This is a genomic window from Chloroflexus sp. (genome assembly GCF_034431535.1).
Lineage (GTDB): Bacteria > Chloroflexota > Chloroflexia > Chloroflexales > Chloroflexaceae > Chloroflexus.
In genome coordinates this window covers 1-24,297 of sequence record NZ_DAOUDC010000050.1, presented here as the reverse complement: position 1 = coordinate 24,297, position 24,297 = coordinate 1, and the positions used below count along the sequence as shown (strand labels likewise).

The following is a 24,297-nucleotide window of genomic DNA, read 5'->3' as shown; positions in this document are numbered from 1 at the left end:
GCCGGGGAGCCATGTGTGCCTGCGCGTCCATTTTTAAAGTGGGCTGGCGGTAAAAGCCAACTCTTGCCAGAGCTATCACGGCGAATTCCCGAACGCTTTGGCCGCTATCACGAGCCGTTCGTGGGCGGCGGTGCCCTCTTCTTTCACCTCTGGAACCAAGGCCGCTTGCAGCAGGGCGCGATCTTGAGCGATGTGAACCCGGAGCTGATCGATTGTTACCGGGCTGTGCGCGATCAGGCTGAAGAGCTGATCGACCTGCTCCAGAGTCTGCGCCCGTATGCCACCGACCGCGACTTCTTCTACGAGATTCGCGGCTGGGATCGCCGGCCCGACTTTGCCCAGCGCCCGCTCGTCGAGCGTGCCGCCCGCACCATCTTCCTCAACCGCACCTGTTACAACGGCCTCTACCGCCTCAACAACAAAGGCCAATTTAACGCGCCGTTCGGTTACTACAAGAACCCACTGATCGTTGATAGCGACAACCTGCGCGAAGTGAGCCGGGCCTTGCGCTACGCCGAACTTCGCGTCGCCGATTTCGCCGCCGTGCTCGACCATGCCCAAGCGGGAGATTTCATCTACTTTGACCCGCCCTACGTCCCCGTGAGCCCCACTGCTTCGTTCACCAGCTACACCCGGCGCGGGTTCGACGAAGCCGAGCAGCGCCGGCTGGCTGCCGTCTTCCACCGCCTCGCCGAGCGCGGCTGTTACGTGATCCTTTCCAATTCATCGACGACGCTCGCCCATCAATTATATGCCAATGCCTATGAGGTGGATGTGGTGCTGGCCAGCCGCAAAATCAACTGTGACGGTAAACGGCGCGGGCTAGTCGAAGAGTTGATCGCGTGCAGCTTTCCCACCGGCATCGTGACGCGGTACGACCTTGCTAGTGACTGAATGACGCTTGAAGTGTCAAATATTTTGCTGCGTCCTTTTGCTGTGCAGCACGGCATGGGGTCAAGCAAAGATCTACCTCATGCACAACTTTTGCACAAGCAAAATATTTGACAGTTCGCTGATTTCTGTGCTACTATTCCCGAAGTTATCACGCACAGATCTTACAGGGTATGGTTACGCCTAAACGATAAGACAAGCCCGTTGCGGGCAGCGGAGATCTGGCATGAAATTGCACGAATATCAGGCGCGCGATCTCTTGGCACGCTACGGCATTCCGGTGACCGGCGGCGGCGTGGCGGTCACGCCAGCCGAGGCGTGCGCCATCGCCGAGCAGATCGGCGGGCCAGTGGTGGTGAAAGCGCAAGTGCATGTCGGCGGGCGCGGCAAGGCGGGTGGCGTCAAGTTGGCCCAAACCCCGGATGAGGCCGAGCAGGTGGCCGGGCAGATTTTGGGTATGAACATCAAAGGGTTGACCGTCGAGAAGGTGCTGGTTGCCGAAGCGGTCAGCTACGAGCGAGAGATCTATCTGTCGGCGATCCTCGATCGCGGCAGCAAGCGGATCACCATGATCGCCTCAGCCGAAGGCGGCGTCGAGATCGAAGAGGTCGCGAAGACGAACCCGGCAGCAATTATCAAGATTTCCGCCCACCCGACGATGGGCTTGCTCGATTTTCAAGCCCGTGAGCTGGCCTTTCGCATTGGGTTGCGCGACGGCAAACAAGCACGCCAATTCGCCCAAATCGCCAGCGCCCTGTACCGCGCCTTCGTCGAGAATGACGCTTCGCTGGCCGAGATCAACCCGCTGGTGGTGAAAGCTGACGGCAGCCTGCTCGCGCTCGACTCGAAAGTGCTGCTCGACGAGAGCGCCCTCTTCCGCCACCCCGAACTGGCGGCGCTCCGCGACCCCTCCGCCGACCCCGAAGCCGAGCGGCGCGCGCGCGAGGCCGATATTACCTACATCAAACTCGACGGCAACATCGGCTGTATGGTCAACGGCGCCGGGTTGGCTATGGCCACGATGGATGTGATCAAGCTGTCGGGCGGCGAGCCGGCCAATTTCCTTGACATCGGCGGCGGGGCCGGCAAAGAAAAAGTCAAAGCAGCGTTGCAGATCATTCTCTCTGATCCGAACGTCAAGGCGGTATTGTTCAACATCTTTGGCGGCATCACCCGCGTCGATGAAGTCGCGCGCGGCATTCTCGCCGCTCTCGAAGAGGTGCCCACCGATGTGCCGATGGTGGCGCGGCTGGTCGGCACCAATGAAGAGGCCGGACGGGCATTGCTGGCTGGTTCTAAGTTGATCCCGGCGGCCACGCTGGCCGAAGGCGCCCAGAAGGCAGTGGCGGTGGCCCGCGGTGAGCCGTAGGTCAGCCGTCTAGTTCGCGGCGCGCAGCGGCAATCAACGCCCGTTCGCGATGATCGAGCGTCTCACGGGCGAGTCGGTCGAGCCGCCAGCGCCACTTGTCGATGATGGCGGCGGCTCGTTGGTTTGCTGCCGCCCCCATCTCGGCTAGCCAAGCCCGATCGCGGGCCAGCAACGCCAATTGCAACTCGACTTCGGTGTAGCGGCAGGCCACAAACGGCAGCCGCTCCGCCCGTGCCGGCGGGTAATCGGTACCGGCGACGAGTTGCAGCGGTTCACATTTGAACAAACCGGCTAGCAGCGTGATGGTGCGCTCGCCGGGCATTGACAGCCCCAACTCGAGGTGAGAGACTGCCACCCGCGAGATGGCCAGACGCTCAGCTAGTTCCTGCTGCGTCCAGCCGAGGTTGGCGCGTAACTGGGCAATTCGTTGACCAATCGGTTCATCAGTAACGGTCATGGTAACTCACTTAGCAGACGCGATCCGCCAATCCGTTGTATAGTAGCACCGTTTGAGTCGCCGTGGCACAGTAGCCGCTGGCGTGTCGCCCTGCTCATGTGAGAGGATAACGAACAATGGCTCCGAAACGCGCATTGATCACCGGCATTACCGGGCAAGACGGCAGCTATCTCGCCGAGTTCTTGCTGGAAAAAGGGTATGAGGTGATCGGGATGGTGCGGCGCTCGAGCACCGTCAATTTCGAGCGAATTAAGCATATTCAGGATAAACTGACCCTTGTCAGCGGCGATTTGCTCGATGAGGTGTCACTGATTCACATTTTGCGCGAGCATCGCCCGCACGAGGTCTACAATCTCGCTGCACAGTCCTTCGTGCAGACCTCGTGGCCGCAGCCGGTCTTTACCGGCGAAACCACCGCGTTGGGCGTTACCCGGTTGCTCGATGCGGTGCGGATTGTGGATCCCGACATCCGGTTTTATCAGGCGTCGAGCAGTGAAATGTTCGGCAAAGTGGTGGAGGTGCCGCAGAAAGAGACAACGCCATTCTACCCGCGCAGCCCCTATGGGGTCGCTAAGGTGTATGGTCACTGGATTACGGTGAACTATCGCGAAAGCTACGGGATGCACACCACTTCTGGCATCCTGTTTAACCACGAGAGTCCGCGGCGCGGGCTTGAGTTTGTCACTCGCAAGATTTCGCACGGTGTGGCGCGGATTAAGCTCGGGCTCGATGAGGAGCTGCGATTGGGCAACCTTGAGGCTCGGCGCGATTGGGGGTTTGCCGGTGATTACGTCGCAGCGATGTGGCTGATGCTGCAACAGGATCAGCCCGATGACTACGTGATCGCCACCGGCGAAACGCATTCAGTCCGCGAGTTTTGCGAGTTGGCATTTAGTTATGTCGGTCTTGACTATCGCGATTATGTGGTGGTCGACCAACGCTTTATGCGCCCAGCCGAAGTGGATCTGCTGATCGGCGATCCCTCTAAGGCCCGCCAGAAGCTTGGCTGGCAACCACGCACCTCGTTCCCCGAACTGGTGCAGATGATGGTCGAGGCTGACCTACAGTTAGTTAAGGAGCAGATGCGATGAATCAATCCGAGACTCGGCTGATCGAGGAAGGATGGGCGGCATTGGTTGAGCGTCTGGGACTGGCAAACGCGAGTCGTTTCGTGATGTTGCTCGATCGGCGCACCGGCGGCGCGCGCCAACACCTTCAGTCGTTGTGGGGCGTGAACCCGTTGCCGGCGCGCCGGCCCCAACCACCGGTTACCAACCAGTCTGACGCCTAACTGCTCGCATCCGGTCTCTATGCACCGCCCTGCCTATCATCAAGGCAGGGCGGTTTGGTGTTATCCGCCGTTCCGCGCGCTCCCCACCCGCCGGAAATCACGCACCAGCAACCGCATCCGCCGTTGCCCGTTCCATTCATCCACTGCCAATTGATAGGCGAGATCAATCGTTGGGTACCGCTGCAACGCTTCGGCCAAGCGACCGAAGTGAAAGCCGATTGCCTCGAAGACGCTATTGCCGGCGCGCACCCGCATGCGCAGATGGGCGCCGTCGCTAGTAGGCTGGGGGTCAATGGCGGTCACGTTGGGCGCCATCAAGATCGGCTGCGGGTTGCCTTGCCCAAATGGCTCCAGTTGCTGGATACCGGTGTACAGCTCCCACGATAGTTCGGTCAGCGGCAACACCGCGTCAATCATCAGCCGCGGCATCAGTTGGTCGTCGCGCAAATATTGCCGGCTCAAGGCGAGCAATCGCTGTTCGAGCGCCGGAATCTGCGCGGTGGCAATGGTAAAGCCGGCTGCCGCAGCATGGCCGCCGTAACGCACGAAGAGGTCAGCGCATTGATCGAAGATATCGATCATGCTAAAACCCGGAATCGAGCGGGCCGAACCGCGCGAGGTTTCAACGCCTTGCTCGATCACCACGACCGGACGATGGTAGGTCTCGGCGATGCGAGCCGCCACCAACCCGATCACACCAGCGTTGAATTCAGGACTGGCGAGCACGATCAGCGGCTGCTCAGCCCGACCGCTCTGCGCAACTAGCTCTTCGGCCCGCGCCTGCAACTGGCGGGTCAGCGTCTGCCGCTCGCGATTGGTGGCATTCAATTCAGCGGCTAACCCATCGGCAGTTTCCCGGTCACTGGCCAGCAACAACTCATAAGCGCGGCGGGCGTCGGCGAGCCGCCCGGCGGCGTTGAGACGGGGGGCGAGCGCAAAAGCAATCGCATCGCTGTCGATCAAGCCGAGTGCTAGCCCGGCGGCAGCCATCAGCGCGCGCACACCGGGGCGTGCCGTCTCGTTGAGCGCGATCAGACCCGCCCGCACTAATACCCGATTCTCATCGAGCAATGGCCCCATATCGGCTACCGTGCCCAGCGCTACTAGATCGAGCATATCACGCCCGCGCAAATTGGCCGGACGCTTGCCGTAGCGCGCCAGCGCCTGTATGAGCTTGAAGGCAATCCCAACCCCGACCAGACCTTTGAATGGATACGCGCAATCGGGTTGCTTGGGATTGACCACCGCCAACGCCAGCGGCAGCTCGGCAGGCGGATGGTGGTGGTCTGTAACGATCACGTCAATCCCCAACCGGTTGGCCTCAGTCACTTCAGCATAGTTCGAGATGCCGCAATCAACCGTAATCAGCAAACGCACGCCATCAGCGGCCAACTGGCCGATCGCAACGTTGTTCAAGCCATAGCCCTCGCGAGCGCGATGCGGAATATAGGGCCGGATTCGCCCGCCCATTGCACCAATCGCTTGGTTCAGCAGCGCGACTGCCGTCACCCCATCAACATCAAAATCGCCATAGACGGCCATCAACTCACCGCGATCGATGGCCGCAGCGATCCGGGCCGCGGCTTCAGCCATACCGCGCATTTGGAACGGATCGTGCAAGCCGGTAGCGTAATCGGCGGCGAGAAAAGCGCTAGCGGCGGCGGGATCGTGCAACCCGCGCTGGTACAGCAACGTCGCCAGCAACGGCGGTAGACCAAGACGTTCGCTAACATCGGCAGGCGCTGGCGGGCGGATCTCCCAGCACTGGCGGCGAGCTGACATACGCATCACTCCTGTCGTGAGGGGCAGAGTGCAGGCGGCACTTATTATACTCCGCTTTCGCACTGCCGGTACGAGCACCGTATTGGCACGAAATGATTGCCGGTTGGTAATATCATCGTACTATCACGAATACCGCAAAGAATGCTAAATCGTTACGCCCAAATTTTTATCCAATGACGTCACGTCTCGTCAAACTACTGTTTGTAAGCTGGGTTATGATCGGTTGTGCCGCGCCGTCGCCACTGTCGCCGCCCCCCTGCGCTGCTCCGCATCCTCAACTGGGATACCTATATTGATTCCTGCATTACTTGATGCGTTTACTGATGAAACCGGCATTGCCATTGTCTACCACACCTACAGCAACAACGAAGAGCTGTACAACATTCTGACCACTACCAAAGAGCCGTACGATTTGGTGATCGTCAGCGATGTGCTCATCGATCGACTGCTCCGCGAGCAGCGGTTGGCCGTGCTAAACCTTGGACGGATCCCCAATCTGACCAATCTTGATCCAGCATTTAATTCGGATCGCAAGTGATCCGGTCAATCGCTTTTGCGTACCGTATTTATGGGGGGCTTGGCTTTGGCTACCGCCAATCAGCCCAGAGCTAGCCGATCACCAATTGGGCCGACGTGTTCGACCCGGCCCGCAGCAATCGCGTGGTTATGATTGACGATCCCCGCTTTGGTCTCGGATTAGCCTTGATAAAGCTGGAATATAGCCCAAATACAAGTGATCCGGCCGCTATCGGCGCTGCGCGTGATTGGTTGCGCGCGCACGCTGGGCGCATTATTCGTTTTGCCGGCGATGATGGGCAAACCTTCTTAGCCAACAGCGAAGCCGATGTGGTGATCGAAGGGAGTGGCGATATTCTCCAAGTAGCGAGTATCGATCCTGACATCCGGTTTGAAATTCCGGCTAAGGGCGCCATTTTCGCGGCTGATAATATGTGTGTGCTCACCGATGCCGCTCACCACGCTGCTGCCGAGCAGTTTATCAATTGACGGCTGAACACGGTGCGGCTTTAGCAAACAAGACTCGCTATATTTCCCCGAATCGCGCCGCCTTTGATCGTCTTGACAACGAACTACAGCGCTTAATCCAGCGCTATCAGGCCCTCGAACAAGAGGGGCGGTTGTTCCGGTTAGTCGATGTTGACTTAGCGACGTACGAACTCTACCGTGCAGTTTGGGCTGAGGTGCGGCGATGATGGATCCGGCGCCTACATTGAACCGTCGTCTCAATGTCGTGTTCTCTAGCGCAATTGTCATCAGCAAGATTATGCCTGGTTGGCCCTGTATCGCCCGCAACCCAACGCCTTCACCGACGACGAGATCGCCTATGTAGGCATTGCCGCACGCTTGTCCAGACAGGCACTGACTCAAGTGAGGCTGGTAGGGTCGTTACAACAAGCAAAAGAGGCTGCCGAAGCCATCAATCGCGAGCGCAGCGCCTTTCTGGCCCGCCTCGACCACGATGTGCGCAACCCACTTAATACCATTATTGCGATGAGTGAAATGTTGCGCGAGGCCATCACTGACCGCCCGGCAGCTTCCGAAGACGCCGGCACGATTGCCCGCGCTAGTCGTCGCTTGCTGAGCCGGCTCAATATTCTGCTCGATAGCGCCAAGATCGAGGCGGTGGCCGGATGATGTGAATGCGGTGATTCACACTGTGAAGACAGTGTTGCAACGACCACAACCGGCGTCAATCTCCATGTTATTGCTTGAAGACGATACACCAACTCGCTTGATGATCAGGCATGCATTAGAAAGCGAAGGTTGGCATGTGCTTGAAGCTAGCGATGGCGTTGTCGGGCGAACGGTCTGGCTTAGTGCGAAGCCGGCGCTGGTAATTCTTGATTTGATACTGCCTGATGGCGATGGGTTAGCCCTCTTGCATCAGATGCGGCAAACAATGACTACTCCGGTTGTGGTTGTTACTGCCAAAATGCTCCATCACGATGAGTTGAGCACACTCACCAACATTGGCGCAACGGTGGTACAAAAGGGTCGCTACCGGCGCAGTGATTTGATTGCCGCAGTGCGTGCCTTGGCGAAATGAGCGGAAGCCAAGGCACGGACGGACGCTCGATCTGTTCGGATAATGGTCAGGGCGGGTTGCAAACCCGCCCTGAATCGCATCCTGCGCGACTGAACTACCTACCGTCGCACAAGCAGGCTTTGCCCGGTCATATCGGCAGCCGGCGGCAAGCCCAACAGCTCTAGCAGCGTCGGCGCCACGTCGGCTAACCGTCCGCCGCTGCGCAGGCTTACGTCGTCTTTGCCGTAGCCGGGGCCGCCGATCAGGAAACAAGGCGCGGGGTTGGTCGTGTGGGCCGTGTGCGGGCCGCCCGTCTCCGGATCGATCATCTGCTCGGCGTTGCCGTGGTCGGCAATGACCAGCGCTACCCCGCCGTGGGCCAAAATCGCCGGCACCACCTTCGCCAACCCGGTATCGACCGCTTCGCACGCCTTAATCACCGCTGGAATGCTACCGGTATGGCCTACCATATCCGGGTTGGCGTAATTGACCACAATGAAATCGTACTGGTCGCTCTCGATCGCCTGCAAGAGCGCCTCGGTCACTTCCGGCGCGCTCATTTCCGGCTTGAGGTCGTAGGTGGCGACTTTCGGCGAGGGAATGAGCTGGCGATCCTCGCCGGGGAACGGCTCTTCGCGCCCGCCGTTGAGGAAGAAGGTGACGTGCGGGTACTTCTCGGTTTCGGCGATGTGGAACTGGCGCATGCCGGCTTGGCTAATCACCGCCGCTAACGGGCTCGTGACGTACCGCGGCGGGAAGGCGATCAATACCGGCAAACCTTCTTCGTATTGGGTCATCGTCACGAAGCACAGATCACGCAACTGCCGATCACGCTGCCAAATCTGCGGCGGCAGCGGCTGACCCTCGGCTTTTTGCCGCTCGTAATGCTGGCGAATGCGCTCGTTGAGGTCTAGATCGACGAAGGCGCGGGTCAATTGGCGGCCCCGGTCGGGGCGGAAGTTGGTGAAGATCACTGCATCGCCGTCGCGCACGGTAGCGATGGGCGCGCCATCAGCGCCGACGATCACCGTTGGCAAGACAAACTCATCGCTGACATCCTTCGCATACGAAGCTTCAATCGCCGCCCGCGCCGAGGGCGCCCGCTCGCCAACGCCATCGACCAGTGCCGTATACGCCTTGCCGGTGCGCTCCCAGCGCTTGTCGCGATCCATCGCGTAGTAGCGCCCTGACACCGTGGCGATCACGCCGGTACCGAGCCGGGTGATCACCCCTTCCAGCGTATCGAGAAAACCCAGCGCGCTGCGCGGCAATACATCGCGCCCGTCGAGGAAGAGGTGCAGATAGACGCGGCGCAATTGGTGGCGGTGAGCCAATTCAAGCAGCGCATGCAGGTGATCCTCGTGAGCATGGACGCCACCGGGGCCGAAAAGACCCATCAGGTGCAGGGCCGAGTCGCGTTGTTTGACGTGCTCAATCGCCTGCAATAAGGCTGGATTGGTGAAGAAATCGCCGTCAGCGATCGCTTTGCTGATGCGGGTCAGCTCCTGATAGATGACAAAGCCGGCGCCAATATTGAGATGGCCGACTTCCGAGTTGCCGATTTGTCCTGCCGGCAGCCCCACATCCAACCCCGAAGCGCCTAGCGTCGTGAAGGGGCAGGTCGCCATCCACTCATCAACGTGCGGCGTATCGGCCAGTTCAGCCGCATTGCCGGGGCCGGGAGGCGCAACGCCCCAGCCATCCATAATAATTAACACCACCGGACGGGGACGGGTCATACGGTTTTTCTCCTTATCCAAGCCCAAAGGCTACTTGCGCGATTCGCCATGCCGCCAGCAGGCCAAGCAGCGCCGCGCCTAAGAGCGGAACAACGGTTAAGAGGATACTCCAGATACGTTCGCCAGCCGGAGGATTGGTACTCACGAACCCGCGTACGAGTTCGCGCTGCACCGCCTGCCAACCACCCCAGAGGGTCGCAATCGCTAACGCGGCAAAGACCAGCGCCGCACCCAACGCAATCAGTGAACCGAGCAGCGCCATACTATTCTCCTTGTCTGCGAACCGTCTAACCACCCCAAAGGAGCGAAATCTCGATTATTCCACGATCCACCGCCCCGGATTGAGAATCCCCGCCGGATCCCACCGCTGGCGCAATGCACGCATTAGATCGATCGTTGGCGGCGGCGGTCCCCAGCGATCGATCCCAGCGGGGCCGCGTTCAACCACGGCGTAGCCCTCCATCCCGGCAAGGGTTTGGCGGAGGGCAGGCAGATGCGCTGCTGCTGCTGCCGGCCAGCGCCCCACCATCAGACCAAGACCGGGGAAGATGGTGAGATGGGAAGGGGCCAGCGCCGTCACTGCATCGACGGCGGCGGCCAGCATCCGCTCAGGCACGCCAATGCGCAGCATGAGAGCATTGTCCGGCGCGGATGATACTGCCCACAGTTCACGATCATCGACGCTGAGCGCGACATCCTCAGCAAGAGCACAAGCGGCGGTCGCTAACCCCAGTTGGCGCTCGACGGCTGCGGCGACGCCGGCAAACCGAACCGTCAGCGTGACCGTCTCAGCCACGGTGATAGCCAACGCGACCGGTTGCGCCGGCGGTTGCCGGATGGCGGCGGCGGCGTGCAGCGCCGCGGCAGGGGTGGCAAAGACGGCTCGCACCGATGCGATGCGTTCCGGCAAGGGTGCGACTTTGAATGTGACGGCAGCGATGACACCAAGCGTACCGAACGCGCCAAGGTGCAATTTATGCGTGTCGTAGCCAGCCACATTCTTCACCACCCGCCCGCCGCTCTGGGCAATCCGGCCATCGCCGAGCACCACTTGCATGCCGAGCAACCAATCGCGCGGCCCGCCATAGCCAAGCCGCAACGGCCCCCACGCCGCCGTCGCCAATAACCCGCCGATGGTAACGGTCTCAGGCGCCGGCGGATCCCACGGCAGCCATTGATTGTGCTCGGCCAGCACCGCTTGCAGTACGCCCAAGGTGATGCCAGCCTCGACCATCACGACCAGATCGGCGGGAGAGTACTCGATCACCCGATTGAGCCGGCGCAGATCGAGGGCCAGATCGTAGCGTGTAGGCGGGTTAGTCACAAACTGGCGCATACCGGCGCCCCACGGCGCCACCGCCGCGCGCGCGCGGGACGCAGCAGCGAGCACTTCAGCCATTTCGGCCCCAGTCGCCGGCTGCGCCACGTGGCTCGGCAAGCGATCACCGAGCGCATACGCGGCGGTTTGGAGGGTTGGTTGGGAAGCTGCTACATTTTTCATTATCACGCCTTTGCACCGGCATCAAATCCATGCCCCGCGATCAACCGCGCGCAACGCGCCGTGCGCACGGCGAATATCGGTACAATTGCTACCGCTAGGCAACAGTTTGCAAGGATTCATCATGCCAACCGGATCAAAGACCGCCCGCACATCGGCAAAAGTGGCCAGATCGGAGGGGCCAAAGATCCATCCCAAATAATCGCGCTTCTCGATCCCGATCCCGTGTTCGCCGCTGATAGTGCCACCAGCAGCGACACAGGCCTGCAAAATCTCTTCACTCGCCGCCACTGCCCGCTCGAGGGCACCGGGGTGGCGCAGATCGAACAGCAACAACGGATGCAGGTTGCCGTCACCGGCGTGAAAGATATTTACGATGGTGATCTGATGGCGTGTCGCCACCTCTTCGGTGAGCCGGAGCAATTCGGGCAACCGCGAACGCGGCACCACCCCATCTTGAATATGGTAGTGGGGCGCAATCCGCGCACAGGCGGCTAACGCACCCTTGCGCCCGGCCCACAACTTGGCCCGCTGCGCTTCATCTTGGGCGGCGCGCAACTCGCGCGCGCCATGCTGCCGGCACAAGGCCGCGATCTGCTCAGCCTGCGCCGCCACCTCTTCGCCCAAACCGTCGATCTCGATCAACAGCACGGCCCGCGCATCAGCCGGATAACCGGCCCGCACCGCCGCTTCCACCGCCGCAATGCCCTGCCCGACCAGCATCTCAAGCGCCGCGGGCAGAATGCCGTGGGCAATGATGGCCGATACCGTCGTGCTGGCGGCATCGAGATTATCGTAAATGGCGAGAAACGTGCGCACCGCTTCCGGGTTTGGCGTCAGCTTGACCAGCGCCTCGGTGACGATGCCCAGCGTGCCTTCGCTGCCAATCATCACGCCGAGCAGATCGTAGCTGGGGGCATCGAGCGCGGCGCTGCCCAGCTCTACCACCCGGCCATCGGCTAACACCACAGTAGCGGCTAAGACATGGTTGGTGGTCACACCGTACTTCAAGCAATGCGGCCCGCCAGCGTTGGTGGCGAGATTGCCGCCAATCGTGCTTGAACGCTGGCTGCTCGGATCAGGGGCGAAATGGAGGCCGTAGCGCGCGGCGGCCAGACTCAGATCAGTATTGACCACGCCAGCTTGTACGCGGGCCGTGCGGGTCACTGGATCAATTGCGAGAATGCGGTTCAGGCGGGTGAGCGAAATGACCAACCCACCATGTTCGGGCACCGAACCGCCGGCCAAACCGGTGCCGGCGCCCCGCGCCACGATTGGTGCGCCGAGTTGGGCAGCCACCTTGACGCAGGCAGCCACCTCGTCAGTGGTGCTTGGCACCACCACCACCTCCGGCATCCCTTGATCGAGCACCGAGCCATCGTACTCGTAGAGCATCAGCTCTTCAGGCCGGCGCAACACAATGGCGGGATCGACGACGCGCAGCAGCGCCGCGACAAGATCATCTCTCATAACCTGCTTCAACCCCTCGCTGCCGTCACCGGCAAGGAACGCCAATCCACCGTTTGAACGCTACTTCGTGCGTACTCGGCGTTTCAGGTCGATCACCGGACGCCGAAACGAAAGCACGTCAAGCGTGCCACGGGGATACGACCGCAAGATAAGCGCCAACCCGCGCGGATGTTGCCGCCAGATCCCGGCCAGCGCCAACCCGATTAAGAGCGGCGTCATCACCCACACTAGCACCGGTGTGCCATTGTTGATCACAATCGAACCGAGCCCTACCCCGACGAGGATCCACTGTACCATCGGCAAGAAGAGCATCCGTTCGCGCAGATGAACAAACGCAACCAGATATGCGATCACATACCACGCCGACAGCAGGATCATCATCAGCAAGAGCCACGAAAGTACTGTCTCCATACCCATCCTCGCTACGCCCGCCACGCCGCAGGGGCATGATAACACACCTAGGCTCGCACAGCGATCCAACGACGCAGAGGGAGCAAAGGGTTTCAACGCAACGGCGCTAAGGACGCAGAGGACGCGAAGAGGTTTTGGGATGGTGATCATCCTTTGCGTCCTCGGCGTTCTCTGCGGTAAACACCATGTGTTCCCCTCAACCCCTAGCGCGGGAGAGGGGCGCGGCTGCATTTCGCTCGATGATGCCTTTCCCGCCAACCCTGTGGCCCCCTCGCCCGCCGTGAGGTGGGAGAGGAGGCCGGGGGGTGAGGGCAGGTAAAGCCAAGCACGCAAAGGGCGCGAAGGGTTGCATGCGAAGACACAGCGTTTGCCCCCTCACCGCCACGAACAACACCCCTATGGTATAATCAGCCGGCAACTAACCCAATGGCGCAGGGAGTTTTACAGCATGGACAATCGGCCCAGTATCAGTGTCTTCTTCCCCGCTTGCAACGACGCCGGCACGATCGGCAGCATGGTGGTCGCAGCGATCGAGACGCTCGAAGAGATTACTGACGATTACGAAGTGATCGTGGTCGAGAACGGCAGCACCGACTACACAGTCGAGGTGCTTGAGTCGCTAGCCAAACGCTACGACAAGCTGCGGGTCTACACCCACCGGCAGGCGCTCGGTTACGGCGGCGCGTTGCGGGTCGGCTTCGCCAAGGCGACGAAAGATCTGGTCTTCTACACCGATGGCGATGCCCAATACGATCCGCGCGAACTCAAGCTGCTCTTGCCGGCGCTACGCGAGGATGTCGATATTGTCAACGGTTGGAAGATCGATCGCGGCGATCCGCTGCACCGGATCATTATCGGGCGGATCTATCACCACACCGTGAAGTTTCTCTTCGGCTTCAAGCTGCGCGACGTCGATTGCGATTTCCGCCTGATTCGCCGCCATGTCTTCGACGACATCGAATTGGAATCAGACAGCGGCACCATCTGCCTCGAATTAGTCAAGAAATTGCAAGACTCCGGCTACCGGTTCGCCGAAGTGCCAGTGCATCACTATCACCGCACCTACGGCAAGAGCCAGTTCTTCAACTTCCCGCGGCTGTGGCGCACCTTTGTGCAATTGATCGAATTATGGTGGAAGTTGGCGGTGCGGCGCGAGCATCTGCGCAAACGCAAAACCCGCGCGCGTACCGAAGCCGAGCAGACAACGCGCTGAAATGTAGCAAGCTAACTCTGGGCCAATTCGCGCAAGCGCGATGGGTTGAGCAGCGTGATGCCGGAGCTGTCCACATCAAGCAAGCGCGCATCGCGGAACTGATTGATCACTTTGGTAACGGTTTCGCGGTAGGCGTTGATCATGTCGGCCAGTTGTTGATGGGTACGGCGCGGCAGCCGGGCCGGCTGCGGCGTTGCGACCGGCTGCGTCTCAGACATTTCGAGCAGCACCGAAGCCAACCGGGCCGGTACCGACTTGAACGCCACTTCTTCGATCCGGCGGCTGACGATCAGCCGTTGCTGGCCGAGCAACTCGATCATTGCCGTCGCCAACGCACCATCGTTCGCAATCGCCTGCAACGCTTCGACTCGCGGCACGGCTAACGCGCGCACCGGCGTCAACGCCTCGGCGAAGGTGTCGTACGTGGCCTCACGCTCGAGGGCGCTCAAGCCAAATACTTGGCCGTTCTCAACGACGCGCACAGTCAGCAAACGCCCTTCTTTTGAGGCAAGGTGCAACCCTACTTGCCCGTTGGCAAGCAGGTACAAGGTTTGTGCCGGTTGGGCCGGAGTATAAATGGTGCTGTGCCGGCGAAATGACTGCGCCTGCCCGAATGGGGCCAAGCGATGCCAGACGAAGGATTCCGCTTCATGCAGCCGTGATGCCATGCTTTATCCCTTTCCGCGCCATCTCGACCGGCCAGTGTGGAGCGTTTCATTGCTATGGTATTGTACCACAAGCTTTCGTTCATCGCCCCCTGATAAAATGAGCATTGGTATAATAATTTTATGAAGCATCGTAACCCTCGTTGGCAGCGCTGGTTCCGGATCGTCTGGTTAATGGGGTTGAGCATCTGGCTGGCGGCGTGTGCGGCGCCAGCAACGCCAACACCGACCAGCACCCTGCCGCCGACCGCAACACCGCCGCCGACCGCAACGCCGCTGCCGCGCGGCGGCACGCTAAACCTGCGGATTGCCGCCAATATCACCGATCTGCGCCCTTGGCAACCGCGCTCACGAGGTGAAGAACTCCTGATCGGCTTGCTGTACAACGGTTTGATGCGCCTCGACGCCGATCTCTGGCCTACGCCCGATCTAGCCGAACGGCTCGATATCGATGCCGAAGGCCGGACGCTCACCTTTACCCTGCGCCCCGATCTGCGCTGGCACGACGGCCAGCCGCTAACCGCGGCTGATGTGCTCTTTACCCTCGAAGCGTTGCGCAGTTTGCCCGAAACCAGCACGGCGTTGTTAGCCGATCTGCGCTACATTGCCACCGCCTCCGCTTCTGACGAGCGCACTGTGGTGATCGAACTGCGCAGCCGGTATGCGCCGATGCTCAGTTTGCTCGCCGTGCCGATCCTGCCCCGCCACCTCTTCGCCGGACGCGAGCTGAGCCAGATTAATTTCTTGAACCAGTCGGTCGGCAGCGGGCCGTTTCGCCTGACCGAGCGGCAAGCCAATGGGAGCCTCGTTCTCGACCGGTTTGAACAGTATCACCACGGCGCACCGCTGCTCGATCGGGTGGTTTTAACGGTCATTCCCGAAACTGGCCTCACCCAGAGCGCGCTGCGCGATGGCCGGCTGCAAGCCGCCGAACTGCCATGGGGCAGCCAAGACGCGCTCATCGATGTGACCACGCTGCGCAGCGGCAGCATCCCCGAAAACGGCGTATATTTTCTCGCCTTCAACTTGCGCCCCGGCCGGCCCTTTGCCGATGTCCGCCTGCGGCAAGCCTTGGCGACCGCGATTGACCTCCCTCGCCTCGTCGAGACTGCTACCAAAGGTGCTGGTATTCCGGTTGGCAACGGCGCATTGCCGGGAAGCTGGGCCGACCTGACCCCGCCGGTGACTGCCGGCGACTTGCCGGCGGCGCGTGAAATCCTTGATGCCGCCGGCTGGACGTTGCCGGCAGGGGCGACGATTCGCCAGCGCGAGGGGGTGCCGCTGATTGCCCGCCTCTATGTGCGCAACGACGATGAACGGCGGTTGGTTGCAGCGCGGCGCATCGCTGAAATCGCCGCCAGCATTGGCATTCAGATCGTGGTTGAACCAGCCGACTTTGCCACCGTCATGCTCGCCCGCTATGTCGCGCCTTACGATTTCGACCTCTTGCTGGGCAGTTGGATCAACGGCGCCGGTGATCCAGCCTTTGCTGATACCATGTTCTACGATCCCGGCGATTTCGCCCTTTTCCATTCCAGCCAGCTCGAACAGGGGCCGGGTGACACGCGGGCCACGCGCAACTTCGTCGGTTTCAACGATCCGGTCTACGATGAGCAGGCGCTGATTGCCCGCCAGCTCTACGGGCGTGACGAACGGCGCAGCGCGATTGCCCAGACGCAGGCCCGCCTTGCGAGCGAGTTACCCTATTTGTACCTGTGGGTTGATCGCACGGCGATCGTGCTCGATGCACGCTTGCGCACACTCGACGGCCCGATCGATCTGAACACGCCGCGGTATTTGTGGAATATTGAACGATGGTATCTGGAACGGTAAGGAGATAGGGAGTGGGGAATAGGGAGTAGGCAATAGAAACCAGTGCTTGAACATACCCTATCTGCCTGATCCCTACCTCGCTATTCCCCCGCAGGTGGAACGTATGAACCCCTTTAGCGAACGCGGGCGCATCACCGATCCGGGCAAGTTTGTCGGGCGTTGGCGCGAGCTCGGCGCGGCGTGCGAGCACCTCGAACAGCGGCGGCCCATTTTGCTGTACGGGCCGAGCGGCAGTGGGCGCTCGTCGCTGCTCACCCATCTGGCCCAAGCTGCCGGTGCAGTGCTCGAAATCCCCAACCTCAACGCCTTCTACCTCGATCTGGCCGTCTTGCCCGATGCCGCCACCACCTACGGCCTGATCGTGCGCGCGCTCGGCGGCAGCGAACCGACGATCGCCGCGCTAGAGCGGCGGTTGGCCGCCAATGGCCGCCCGGTGCTGATCTGCCTCGATGGGGTCGAGTCGGCAATTGCCGCCGGCTGGGGCGAAGACCTGCTCGAACGGTTAGGCCGGCTCGCCCGGCGCAGTGCCCCCGGCTACCACGGCGTCGCCGGGCCGACCGGCCAGAGCATGGCTTACGATCTGATGGTGGTTGGGGCCGTGCGCGGCGCGCCGCCAGCGCTCAGCGAACCGTTCGCCACCGTGCGGCTTGGCCCGCTCAGCTTTGCCGAAGCGCGCCTGCTGCTCGACAGCTACCTTGAGGAAGGCGAACCGCTCTTTAGCGCCGACGAAGTGCGTGAACTGATGGCGCTCAGCGCCGGCCAGCCGGCTTTCTTGCAGCGGGCCGCCTACCACCTGTACGAAACGCGCCGCCGGCCAACCTATCGCTGGCGCAAAGCCTACCGCGCCGAACTGCGCGAGAACCCGCCGGTCGAGAACCCGCTCCCGCCGGCCATCTTCGAGGCCGAAGATGATGACGAAGACGATGGCGAAACCGAGCAACCTGACTTGCCGCCAACCGAAGCGCCGCCGCGCCCGCGCCGCCGCCGCGCCAGCCTCACCCCCAGCGACGATCTGCGCCCGCTGTTGGCGGCGGTCGGGCCGCTGCTGGCCGGCTTAGTCGGCATGCAAGCCAGCAACTCGTGGCCGGTTGGGGTCGCGATTGGCGCCGCCGGCTACCTCTCGGTCATCATCTGGAACTGGCGGCGCGGAGAGGGGTGAACGTTGCGTCCGATCACCTCACACCGCCATCGCCACCACCAACGCCAGCACCACAAAGATAATCAACGCAAACCCCAAATCACCGCCACTCGCCTCTGCCGGAGTTTCGGCACGCAGCTAGACCATCGGCGGCGGTATAGGTCGCGGCAGCGCCGAGCTGACCACCGTTATACCCACCAGCGCCGTTAGCCCCAACAAGAAGATGGTCATCATGGCGCGCCTCCTTGTAAGTGTCTTATTGACACTAATTAGTACCGGTCGAAAGACGGGCTATACCCGTCTAGTGTTAATTTTACACTATTGGTATGGGCTTGTCAAGAGGTAGGATGATACGCTGGGGTGGATGCATGTTGCCCCACCCCACTGGAGGTTTAGGGGCGGACAGAGTGCGTGGCCGCAGATATGGTTTATAGCTTTGGGATGCGCTGGTGTACCCTCACCTCCGGCCCCCTCTTCCACCTCGCAGCAGGAGAGGGGGGAGCTGCGTTGTTGGTGGGCACAGCAGTGCGGAAGTGGAACGCAGCAGTGCCCCTCTCTCACTGGCGCAGGAGAGGGTGAGCGCAAAGCCGGGTGTTGAGGCATCGCACAGCGATCAACGGGTGTGACCGACCACATGTTCTGTCCGCTCCTCAACACGCTGGGGGAGGGAGCAGGATGTTGCTTCCGCAGGAGGCGCGGCGGGCGCGGAGAGTCAGACTCATTTCAAATCTCTTTGCGCGCTCTCCGTTCCGTTGTGTCTTTGCGTTAAAACCCTTTGCGCCCGCTGCGTTCTTAGCGCCTTTGCGTTCCATCTCTTTGCACCCTCTGCGTCCTCCGCGTCCGCTGCGGTACACACACCCGAAACCGCGTACAACACAACGAGGGCGGCTGCAATGCAACCGCCCTCCACCGAACGCAGCGATTGATTTACCGCATGCTGCGGCGCACCACCATCCCACCGAGTGCGGTCAGGGCCAGCGCGATCAGGGCCAGCGCCGCCAGCGGCAGTGTCTCGCCGCTGGTGGTGGGCAGCGCCGCCGGCGCCGCCGTAGTCACCGGCGCAGTCACCGCAAGCTGCGGGGTGATGTTAGCAACGAAATTGGTGGCAAAGACGCTGTAGATCTGGCCGGCATTGAGGGTCGTACCCGCCAGATTGATCACCACCGCGCTGCCGCCCGCGGGTGTCACCTGCAGATCGTAGGTGCCTGCCGGAACTTCGAGGTAGTTGCTGGCATTGGGGAAGGCCAAGTTGCTGATCAGGGTCGTGCCATTGGCTAGCTTGACATCCACCGCTGGGGCATCAGGCGAGAAGTGGTACACCCGCACCTTAGCTTGACCAGCCGCCGGAGCACGCAGATCATCGACGATCACCTGCGGATTGATGCTGGCCACCGGGCCAACCGCAGCGATGGTGTAGGCCTTGCCTGCCTCGATCGTCACATTTGCATCGATCACCGCTGAACCGGCGCCAGCGCCCGTAGGAGCAACTTGTACGCGGTAGGTGCCCGCTGGTAGATCAAGGTAAGGACTGGCGGCAAAGAAGCCGACGTTGGTCAATACGGCATTCCCGTTGACGAACACATCCACCGCCGGCGCATCGGGCGAAGCGTGGATCACGCGAACTTTCGCCGCGCCGCTCTGGGCAAAGGCAGCCGGCACAACCAACAGGGCGAATAAGAGGGCAGTGGTCAGGGCAATCGACAGCTTACGAAACACGGATGTCTCCTCCCTACAATACAACGCTTCCGCATACACCGGTATTTGGCAATCTCTTGCAAATATCTTGCACAATTTCCGGCTTCACTTCTCTTTACGCAAGGGAGGAGTAAGTGGATGTATGAAATGGCGGGAAGTTCAAATATTTAAGAACGAAGCATAAGCAACGCGGCGGTAGGGACGACGTATACCTCGTCCCTACCGCTGTTCCCCCCAAAACAGCGCATCCTGTTCGGTCCGTAACTGATCGCTCAACCGGCCTTCCGGCAGGCGCACATCATCGTAGGTAATGATCCCATCTTTAGGGATGTCACGCAGCAGAGTGCAACCCTCAGCCAACCCGATCGGCAAGAGCCGTTCCGCTTGGGCAATATCGGCATTCTCAGCTAACCCGTAGGTCATATACCCGCCAAGCCCGTCGATCGTCTGCCCAGCCTGCAAGTCAGTCTTGGCGGCGGTAATCACCTCGACAGAAGGCCGGCCAGCAGCGGCTAACACGGTATCGGCAAACAACGCGGCCCGCGCCACCGAATTGGGCACTTCAAAGTGGCAGAGATGGTAGGGAGTATAGAATAGGTAGAGCGGCCCTTTGCCCAGTTTGTACAGATTGAGGTAATGCTGCATCCGTGGATGGTCGTGGGTGCCGAGCACAAACACCCCCGGCCCCGGCGTCGCGCCGACGACGTAATCGACAATTCCCGGCCCTGACAACAATGCTTCGAGCGGATAGAGGTCGTGAACAACATCGGCTAGCGGTGTGCCGGAAGACACGGTGGGACCGAACATACCGCGCCGCCCAACCCGCATGCCGGTTGCATTAGCCACCACCGCCTGCTCAAACGAAATCTTAGTGCCGTCGGCGAAACTCGTGACCATATACGGATTTTGCCCCCACTGGCGGGCAAAGTTGGCCTGTGTGGTCGGATTGCGGTACGGATCGTGCAGACCCTTGATATTGCCGCACAACACCGGCTTCACCCCTAACCCGCGCACAAACCGGTAGAGGTTCATAGTCACACCGGGTTGATCGCCGTCTGACAAGGTAAAAATGACCCCGTAGCGGCGCGCGTACACTTGCAAAATTGCGCCAAGCGTCCCATCTAGCTCGGCATTCATCGTCACCACGTGTTTGCCGTGGCGCATCGCTGCCAACGCTACCTGCGCACCAAACTCCACTGCGCCAGTGACTTCGAGGATTACATCGATGCCATCGGCGGCGCAGAGCAACAGCGCATCATCGGTCACTGCCGGCGCGTCGGCTGCGAGCGCCGCCGCGAGTGCAGCAGGTGAATCGACACGCCGGATCGCCTCCGCCGGCACATCAGCCTCGATATAGGCCTGCACTGCTCGCTCGATCGTGCGGTTGGCGATCGCCACTAGCCGCATCCCATGGGTGTAGCGAATGATCTGGAGCGCAATTCCCCGCGCCATAAAACCTGCGCCAACCATGCCCACCCGAATCGGGCGACCTTCAGTTTCAGCGCGTTCAAGCGCAGTGTCGATGAGGATCATAGTGGATTCCTTGGCTACAAACGTCGATCTCCGGTATGCTGAGAGGCTAGAGTCGATTGGCGGCGGCAGCGGTTCATAAAGAGCAAGCGAGTGTGTGCGGCAGTCTCACTGCCGCACTCTATGCAAACGCAATCCTGCGCCAGTGGATCACCCCTGAAACAACGGCCAGTGCTTATCTTTCTCGCTCATCTCGGTGATCGGCAGCGGCCACTCGATGCTAAATGCTGGATCATCGTAGCGCACGCCACCCTCGGCGCTCGGCGTGTAGTACTGCGAAACCTGATAGAAGACCTCGGTATCGTCTTCCAGCGTTTGAAAGCCATGAGCAAAGCCTTCCGGCACATACAGCGCCAACCGGTTGGCGGCAGTCAGCTTGACGCCGATCCAACGTTTGTAAGTCGGTGAGTCGGGGCGCAAATCAATGATGACATCGTAGATCGCGCCGCGAATGCACCGCACTAGCTTGGTTTCAGCGTAGGGCGCGTGCTGGAAGTGCATACCGCGCAAGGTGCCGGCGACCTGATTGTACGAGAGATTCATCTGCACAACCCGATCAACCAACCCGTGTGCGGCGAATTCATCTTTGGCCCACACCCGCGCGAAAAAGCCGCGATTATCTTCGCGCGGTTCCAACTCGATAATATGAGCATCCTTCAGCTCAGTCGGAATGAAGCGCATACTTAACTCCTCCAGAATAATTCGGCATCAAGCTGATTCGTCGCGATTAGATGGCGCAACATTTTGAGGCGCGTATACGGCGACGCTTCAAAGATTTCGCGCGTCATGCCGATCCGCTCAAACACTGCGCGCAATTGCTGAGCGCCAGCCTTGGCATCGTAACGGCAGGCGAAGCCGGGCAGGCGCGTGGCAATCTTGTTAAAATCAACCCGGTAACTCCGATTATCGCCGTCGTTGCGGCCAAATGTCAACTCACAGCCGGGAAACACCTCGGCCACAATCTCGGCAATCTCGCGCACACGGTAATTGTGCCGGCTATCGCCGACGTTGAAAATTTGGTTATGGATCGCTTCCCGCGGCGCTTCGAGCGCGCAGGCCACCGCGTGGGCAATGTCGAGAATATGCACCAAGGGCCGCCACGGCGTGCCATCGCTAATCATCGCAATCTTGCCGGTTGTCCACGCTAAGCCGGCCAGATTGTTGAGCACGACATCAAACCGCTGGCGCGGCGATGGCCCAAAGGCAGTGGCATTGCGCAGAAAGACCGGCGAGAAGTCGTCATCCGCCATCTGCGCCAGATCGCGCTCGACCAGCACTTTGCACTCGGCATAGGCCGTCTGCGGATTAACTGCCGACTCTTCGGTTTTGATCTCGCCCTCCTCGCCGATCCCATACACCGAACACGACGACATATACACAAAGCGGGTGACGCCGGCGGCTTTCGCGGCTTGGGCAAGCGTGACGCTGCCCTGATGGTTGATCTGGAACGTCAACTCGCGATTAAGCTGGCCGAGCGGATCATTCGAGAGTTCGGCCATGTGAATGACAGCATCAAAACCGGCGAGGTCTTCGGCTGTCAGCCGGCGAATATCTTGCACGATCAACTGGGGCTGGCGCTGGCCGCTGTGGTACAGCCAGCCACTCTCATAGTAGCCGGTATCAACCCCAACGACTTCGTGGCCGCGTTCCATTAGGTACGGCGCAGTAACGATACCAATATATCCGCCGCTGCCGGTGAGGAGCGCTTTCATGTTAGTCTCCTTTGTGTGAGCGCGCTGCTAGTGGGCAATGGTGAAATCATCAGCGATCTGGTCGTTGGCAATAGCATTGCGTGAGCTGTGAGCAATGAATTCCGGCGCGCTGGCGCTGGAAAAACGTTTACCAAATCTTCCACGGCGCATGGCCGCTCTGCCACAAGCTTTCGAGATAATTCTTGTCACGCAGGGTATCCATCGGGTGCCAGAAGCCGTGATGGCGGTAGGCGGCCAGTTGGCCGCTTTGGGCCAAATGCTCCAGCGGCTCACGCTCCCAAATCGTTTCATCGCCGGCGATCAGATCAAACGCCGCCGGTTCGACCACAAAGAAGCCGCCGTTGATATACGCGCCATCGCCGCTCGGCTTCTCTTTAAAGCTCTCGATCAGGGTCTGGTATTCACCCAAGGTAAAGGTGCCGAAGCGGCCCGGCGGCTGCACCGCAGTGAGGGTAACAGTCACGCCTTGCTCACGGTGATGGGCAATCAGCGAGCGAATATCGACATCGCTCACGCCATCGCCATACGTCAAGCAGAAGGTCTCATTACCGACATACGGTTGGATGCGCTTGATCCGCCCGCCGGTCATCGTATTCTCACCAGTATCAACCAGCGTCACCTGCCAAGGCTCAATTTCGGTATGGTGAACGGTCATGCGGTTTGCGTGCATGTCAAAGGTCACATCGGCGTGATGTAGGTAGTAATTGGCAAAATACTCCTTGATCACATGCCCTTTGTAGCCGCAACAGATGATGAACTCGTTGATGCCATGGGCCGAATAGATCTTCATGATGTGCCAGAGAATGGGTCTCCCGCCGATCTCAACCATCGGTTTGGGACGAATGGCGCTCTCTTCGCTAATGCGCGTACCGTAGCCACCGGCTAGAATGACCGCCTTCATACCGTGATCTTTCCTCCTGCTTGGTTATAATTCGCCGCGGCGCTGCAACTCTTGGCGGAACCACGGGATGGTCTGTTCGAGACCCTCGCGCAGCGTCACCTTTGGCTCCCAATTGAGAATCCGGCGTGCCTTGCTGATATCGGGCTGGCGCACCTGCGGATCGTCTTTGGTGCGCAGATCGCGGTAGACCACACCGGCCTTATTGCCGGTAATCTCGTTCACGATCTGCGCAAATTCAGCGATAGTGAACTCGCCGGGATTGCCGATGTTGACCGGTTCGACCTCATCGCTAAACAACAACCGGTAGACTCCCTCAACCAGATCAGAGACGTACTGGAACGAGCGAGTTTGGCTGCCGTCGCCGTAGATAGTCAGCGGCTCGCCGCGCAGCGCCTGCGCAATGAAGTTGGGCACGACCCGGCCATCGCGCAGCCGCATACGCGGGCCGTAGGTGTTGAAGATACGCACAATCCGCGTCTCGACCCCGTGGTAGGTGTGATAGGCCATGGTCATCGCTTCGGCGAACCGCTTGGCCTCATCATAAACGCCACGCGGTCCCACCGGATTGACGTGGCCGTAGTAGCTTTCCGGCTGTGGATGGACTTGCGGGTCGCCGTAGACTTCCGAGGTCGAGGCCAGCAAGAAGCGCGCGCCCTTG

26 protein-coding genes are annotated in these 24,297 nt (G+C 60.5%); 12 read left to right on the top strand and 14 right to left on the bottom strand.

The features are described from left to right. Window positions 1-15: 15 nt before the first annotated feature. Together U9R61_RS12315 and sucC are read left to right on the top strand one after the other, a co-directional pair. Complete coding sequence (locus U9R61_RS12315; protein WP_322489114.1) at window positions 16-894, top strand: DNA adenine methylase; 879 nt, start codon at window positions 16-18, stop codon at window positions 892-894. A 223-nt stretch (window positions 895-1,117) separates the two neighbouring features. Beyond that, window positions 1,118-2,260 carry an ADP-forming succinate--CoA ligase subunit beta gene (gene sucC / locus U9R61_RS12310; RefSeq protein WP_322489113.1) on the top strand — a complete coding sequence of 381 codons (1,143 nt, stop codon included), beginning with the start codon at window positions 1,118-1,120 and terminating at the stop codon, window positions 2,258-2,260. A gap of 1 nt (window position 2,261) precedes the next feature. Here sucC and U9R61_RS12305 read toward each other — a convergent pair whose 3' ends face one another. Then, window positions 2,262-2,717, bottom strand: a complete 456-nt coding sequence (locus U9R61_RS12305) for a helix-turn-helix transcriptional regulator (protein ID WP_322489112.1) — start codon at window positions 2,715-2,717, stop codon at window positions 2,262-2,264. Between the two features lie 116 nt (window positions 2,718-2,833). Between U9R61_RS12305 and gmd the strand changes: the two genes are divergently transcribed. Both gmd and U9R61_RS12295 read left to right on the top strand, forming a co-directional pair. After that, window positions 2,834-3,808 (top strand): GDP-mannose 4,6-dehydratase, encoded by a 975-nt coding sequence (gmd, locus tag U9R61_RS12300; RefSeq protein WP_322489111.1) that lies wholly within the window; start codon window positions 2,834-2,836, stop codon window positions 3,806-3,808. Then, window positions 3,805-4,008: a hypothetical protein gene (locus U9R61_RS12295; protein ID WP_066786510.1), complete on the top strand. Its 204-nt coding sequence runs from the start codon at window positions 3,805-3,807 to the stop codon at window positions 4,006-4,008. Before gmd ends, U9R61_RS12295 begins: the two co-directional genes overlap by 4 nt. Window positions 4,009-4,068: 60 nt before the next feature. Here U9R61_RS12295 and recJ read toward each other — a convergent pair whose 3' ends face one another. Next, window positions 4,069-5,790, bottom strand: a complete 1,722-nt coding sequence (gene recJ, locus U9R61_RS12290; protein WP_322489110.1) for a single-stranded-DNA-specific exonuclease RecJ — start codon at window positions 5,788-5,790, stop codon at window positions 4,069-4,071. A gap of 292 nt (window positions 5,791-6,082) precedes the next feature. Between recJ and U9R61_RS12285 the strand changes: the two genes are divergently transcribed. From U9R61_RS12285 to U9R61_RS12265, 5 genes are all read left to right on the top strand, one after another. Beyond that, entirely contained in the window at window positions 6,083-6,328 is a 246-nt protein-coding gene (locus U9R61_RS12285; protein ID WP_322489109.1) for a hypothetical protein, read from the top strand. A gap of 128 nt (window positions 6,329-6,456) precedes the next feature. Beyond that, window positions 6,457-6,795 carry an extracellular solute-binding protein gene (locus tag U9R61_RS12280; protein ID WP_322489108.1) on the top strand — a complete coding sequence of 113 codons (339 nt, stop codon included), beginning with the start codon at window positions 6,457-6,459 and terminating at the stop codon, window positions 6,793-6,795. After that, a complete protein-coding gene (locus tag U9R61_RS12275; protein WP_322489107.1) occupies window positions 6,792-7,001 on the top strand; it encodes a hypothetical protein in 210 nt (69 codons plus the stop codon). Before U9R61_RS12280 ends, U9R61_RS12275 begins: the two co-directional genes overlap by 4 nt. A 79-nt stretch (window positions 7,002-7,080) precedes the next feature. After that, on the top strand, window positions 7,081-7,443 hold the full coding sequence (locus U9R61_RS12270; RefSeq protein ID WP_322489106.1) for a histidine kinase dimerization/phospho-acceptor domain-containing protein: 363 nt from the start codon (window positions 7,081-7,083) through the stop codon (window positions 7,441-7,443). Between the two features lie 64 nt (window positions 7,444-7,507). Continuing rightward, window positions 7,508-7,855: a response regulator transcription factor gene (locus U9R61_RS12265; protein ID WP_322489105.1), complete on the top strand. Its 348-nt coding sequence runs from the start codon at window positions 7,508-7,510 to the stop codon at window positions 7,853-7,855. 98 nt (window positions 7,856-7,953) lie between these two features. Here U9R61_RS12265 and gpmI read toward each other — a convergent pair whose 3' ends face one another. The 5 genes from gpmI to U9R61_RS12240 are packed head-to-tail and all read right to left on the bottom strand — an operon-like array spanning window position 7,954 to window position 12,952. After that, window positions 7,954-9,573, bottom strand: coding sequence for a 2,3-bisphosphoglycerate-independent phosphoglycerate mutase (gpmI, locus tag U9R61_RS12260; RefSeq protein ID WP_322489104.1), 1,620 nt, complete (start codon window positions 9,571-9,573; stop codon window positions 7,954-7,956). A gap of 13 nt (window positions 9,574-9,586) precedes the next feature. Further along, window positions 9,587-9,835 (bottom strand): hypothetical protein, encoded by a 249-nt coding sequence (locus tag U9R61_RS12255; protein ID WP_322489103.1) that lies wholly within the window; start codon window positions 9,833-9,835, stop codon window positions 9,587-9,589. Window positions 9,836-9,889: 54 nt separating this feature from the next. Continuing rightward, the gene (locus U9R61_RS12250; protein WP_322489102.1) at window positions 9,890-11,074 is read right to left on the bottom strand and encodes an FAD-binding oxidoreductase; all 1,185 of its coding nucleotides are present in this window, start codon (window positions 11,072-11,074) and stop codon (window positions 9,890-9,892) included. A 21-nt stretch (window positions 11,075-11,095) separates the two neighbouring features. Beyond that, on the bottom strand, window positions 11,096-12,541 hold the full coding sequence (locus tag U9R61_RS12245; RefSeq protein WP_322489101.1) for an FAD-binding oxidoreductase: 1,446 nt from the start codon (window positions 12,539-12,541) through the stop codon (window positions 11,096-11,098). A 60-nt stretch (window positions 12,542-12,601) separates the two neighbouring features. Continuing rightward, the gene (locus tag U9R61_RS12240) at window positions 12,602-12,952 is read right to left on the bottom strand and encodes a hypothetical protein (RefSeq protein ID WP_322489100.1); all 351 of its coding nucleotides are present in this window, start codon (window positions 12,950-12,952) and stop codon (window positions 12,602-12,604) included. A gap of 448 nt (window positions 12,953-13,400) precedes the next feature. Here U9R61_RS12240 and U9R61_RS12235 point away from each other — a divergent pair, with 448 nt between their 5' ends. Further along, the gene (locus tag U9R61_RS12235) at window positions 13,401-14,165 is read left to right on the top strand and encodes a glycosyltransferase family 2 protein (protein ID WP_322489099.1); all 765 of its coding nucleotides are present in this window, start codon (window positions 13,401-13,403) and stop codon (window positions 14,163-14,165) included. An 11-nt stretch (window positions 14,166-14,176) separates the two neighbouring features. On the opposite strand, the gene U9R61_RS12230 is transcribed toward U9R61_RS12235, so the two are convergent. After that, window positions 14,177-14,833, bottom strand: coding sequence for a Crp/Fnr family transcriptional regulator (locus U9R61_RS12230; RefSeq protein WP_322489098.1), 657 nt, complete (start codon window positions 14,831-14,833; stop codon window positions 14,177-14,179). Between the two features lie 120 nt (window positions 14,834-14,953). Here U9R61_RS12230 and U9R61_RS12225 point away from each other — a divergent pair, with 120 nt between their 5' ends. Next, entirely contained in the window at window positions 14,954-16,663 is a 1,710-nt protein-coding gene (locus U9R61_RS12225) for a peptide ABC transporter substrate-binding protein (RefSeq protein ID WP_322489097.1), read from the top strand. 103 nt (window positions 16,664-16,766) lie between these two features. Beyond that, the gene (locus U9R61_RS12220; protein WP_322489096.1) at window positions 16,767-17,822 is read left to right on the top strand and encodes an ATP-binding protein; all 1,056 of its coding nucleotides are present in this window, start codon (window positions 16,767-16,769) and stop codon (window positions 17,820-17,822) included. Between the two features lie 906 nt (window positions 17,823-18,728). Here the strand turns inward: U9R61_RS12220 and U9R61_RS12215 are convergent. The 6 genes from U9R61_RS12215 to U9R61_RS12190 all read right to left on the bottom strand — a co-directional run. Continuing rightward, window positions 18,729-19,517 (bottom strand): DUF4397 domain-containing protein, encoded by a 789-nt coding sequence (locus U9R61_RS12215; RefSeq protein WP_322489095.1) that lies wholly within the window; start codon window positions 19,515-19,517, stop codon window positions 18,729-18,731. A gap of 198 nt (window positions 19,518-19,715) precedes the next feature. Continuing rightward, window positions 19,716-21,029 (bottom strand): NAD(P)H-dependent oxidoreductase, encoded by a 1,314-nt coding sequence (locus tag U9R61_RS12210; RefSeq protein ID WP_322489094.1) that lies wholly within the window; start codon window positions 21,027-21,029, stop codon window positions 19,716-19,718. Between the two features lie 147 nt (window positions 21,030-21,176). After that, complete coding sequence (gene rfbC, locus U9R61_RS12205; RefSeq protein ID WP_322489093.1) at window positions 21,177-21,707, bottom strand: dTDP-4-dehydrorhamnose 3,5-epimerase; 531 nt, start codon at window positions 21,705-21,707, stop codon at window positions 21,177-21,179. A gap of 2 nt (window positions 21,708-21,709) precedes the next feature. After that, on the bottom strand, window positions 21,710-22,738 hold the full coding sequence (locus U9R61_RS12200) for an SDR family oxidoreductase (RefSeq protein WP_322489092.1): 1,029 nt from the start codon (window positions 22,736-22,738) through the stop codon (window positions 21,710-21,712). 127 nt (window positions 22,739-22,865) lie between these two features. Then, window positions 22,866-23,639 carry a glucose-1-phosphate cytidylyltransferase gene (rfbF, locus tag U9R61_RS12195; protein ID WP_322489091.1) on the bottom strand — a complete coding sequence of 258 codons (774 nt, stop codon included), beginning with the start codon at window positions 23,637-23,639 and terminating at the stop codon, window positions 22,866-22,868. Window positions 23,640-23,663: 24 nt separating this feature from the next. Further along, window positions 23,664-24,297 (bottom strand): GDP-mannose 4,6-dehydratase (locus U9R61_RS12190; RefSeq protein WP_322489090.1); only part of this gene is annotated, 634 nt, incomplete at its 5' end.

Excerpts from the sequence above, each read along its gene's own strand:
- U9R61_RS12305 (WP_322489112.1), bottom strand. The coding sequence starts at position 2,717 with ATGACCGTTACTGATGAACCGATTGGTCAACGAATTGCCCAGTTACGC.
- recJ (WP_322489110.1), bottom strand. The coding sequence starts at position 5,790 with ATGTCAGCTCGCCGCCAGTGCTGGGAGATCCGCCCGCCAGCGCCTGCC.
- U9R61_RS12295 (WP_066786510.1), top strand. The coding sequence starts at position 3,805 with ATGAATCAATCCGAGACTCGGCTGATCGAGGAAGGATGGGCGGCATTG.
- U9R61_RS12235 (WP_322489099.1), top strand. The coding sequence starts at position 13,401 with ATGGACAATCGGCCCAGTATCAGTGTCTTCTTCCCCGCTTGCAACGAC.
- U9R61_RS12250 (WP_322489102.1), bottom strand. The coding sequence starts at position 11,074 with ATGAAAAATGTAGCAGCTTCCCAACCAACCCTCCAAACCGCCGCGTAT.
- U9R61_RS12200 (WP_322489092.1), bottom strand. The coding sequence starts at position 22,738 with ATGAAAGCGCTCCTCACCGGCAGCGGCGGATATATTGGTATCGTTACT.
- gpmI (WP_322489104.1), bottom strand. The coding sequence starts at position 9,573 with ATGACCCGTCCCCGTCCGGTGGTGTTAATTATTATGGATGGCTGGGGC.
- U9R61_RS12210 (WP_322489094.1), bottom strand. The coding sequence starts at position 21,029 with ATGATCCTCATCGACACTGCGCTTGAACGCGCTGAAACTGAAGGTCGC.
- U9R61_RS12265 (WP_322489105.1), top strand. The coding sequence starts at position 7,508 with ATGTTATTGCTTGAAGACGATACACCAACTCGCTTGATGATCAGGCAT.
- gmd (WP_322489111.1), top strand. The coding sequence starts at position 2,834 with ATGGCTCCGAAACGCGCATTGATCACCGGCATTACCGGGCAAGACGGC.
- U9R61_RS12230 (WP_322489098.1), bottom strand. The coding sequence starts at position 14,833 with ATGGCATCACGGCTGCATGAAGCGGAATCCTTCGTCTGGCATCGCTTG.
- U9R61_RS12220 (WP_322489096.1), top strand. The coding sequence starts at position 16,767 with ATGAACCCCTTTAGCGAACGCGGGCGCATCACCGATCCGGGCAAGTTT.
- U9R61_RS12225 (WP_322489097.1), top strand. The coding sequence starts at position 14,954 with ATGAAGCATCGTAACCCTCGTTGGCAGCGCTGGTTCCGGATCGTCTGG.
- sucC (WP_322489113.1), top strand. The coding sequence starts at position 1,118 with ATGAAATTGCACGAATATCAGGCGCGCGATCTCTTGGCACGCTACGGC.
- U9R61_RS12245 (WP_322489101.1), bottom strand. The coding sequence starts at position 12,541 with ATGAGAGATGATCTTGTCGCGGCGCTGCTGCGCGTCGTCGATCCCGCC.
- U9R61_RS12240 (WP_322489100.1), bottom strand. The coding sequence starts at position 12,952 with ATGGAGACAGTACTTTCGTGGCTCTTGCTGATGATGATCCTGCTGTCG.
- U9R61_RS12255 (WP_322489103.1), bottom strand. The coding sequence starts at position 9,835 with ATGGCGCTGCTCGGTTCACTGATTGCGTTGGGTGCGGCGCTGGTCTTT.
- rfbF (WP_322489091.1), bottom strand. The coding sequence starts at position 23,639 with ATGAAGGCGGTCATTCTAGCCGGTGGCTACGGTACGCGCATTAGCGAA.
- rfbC (WP_322489093.1), bottom strand. The coding sequence starts at position 21,707 with ATGCGCTTCATTCCGACTGAGCTGAAGGATGCTCATATTATCGAGTTG.
- U9R61_RS12280 (WP_322489108.1), top strand. The coding sequence starts at position 6,457 with ATGATTGACGATCCCCGCTTTGGTCTCGGATTAGCCTTGATAAAGCTG.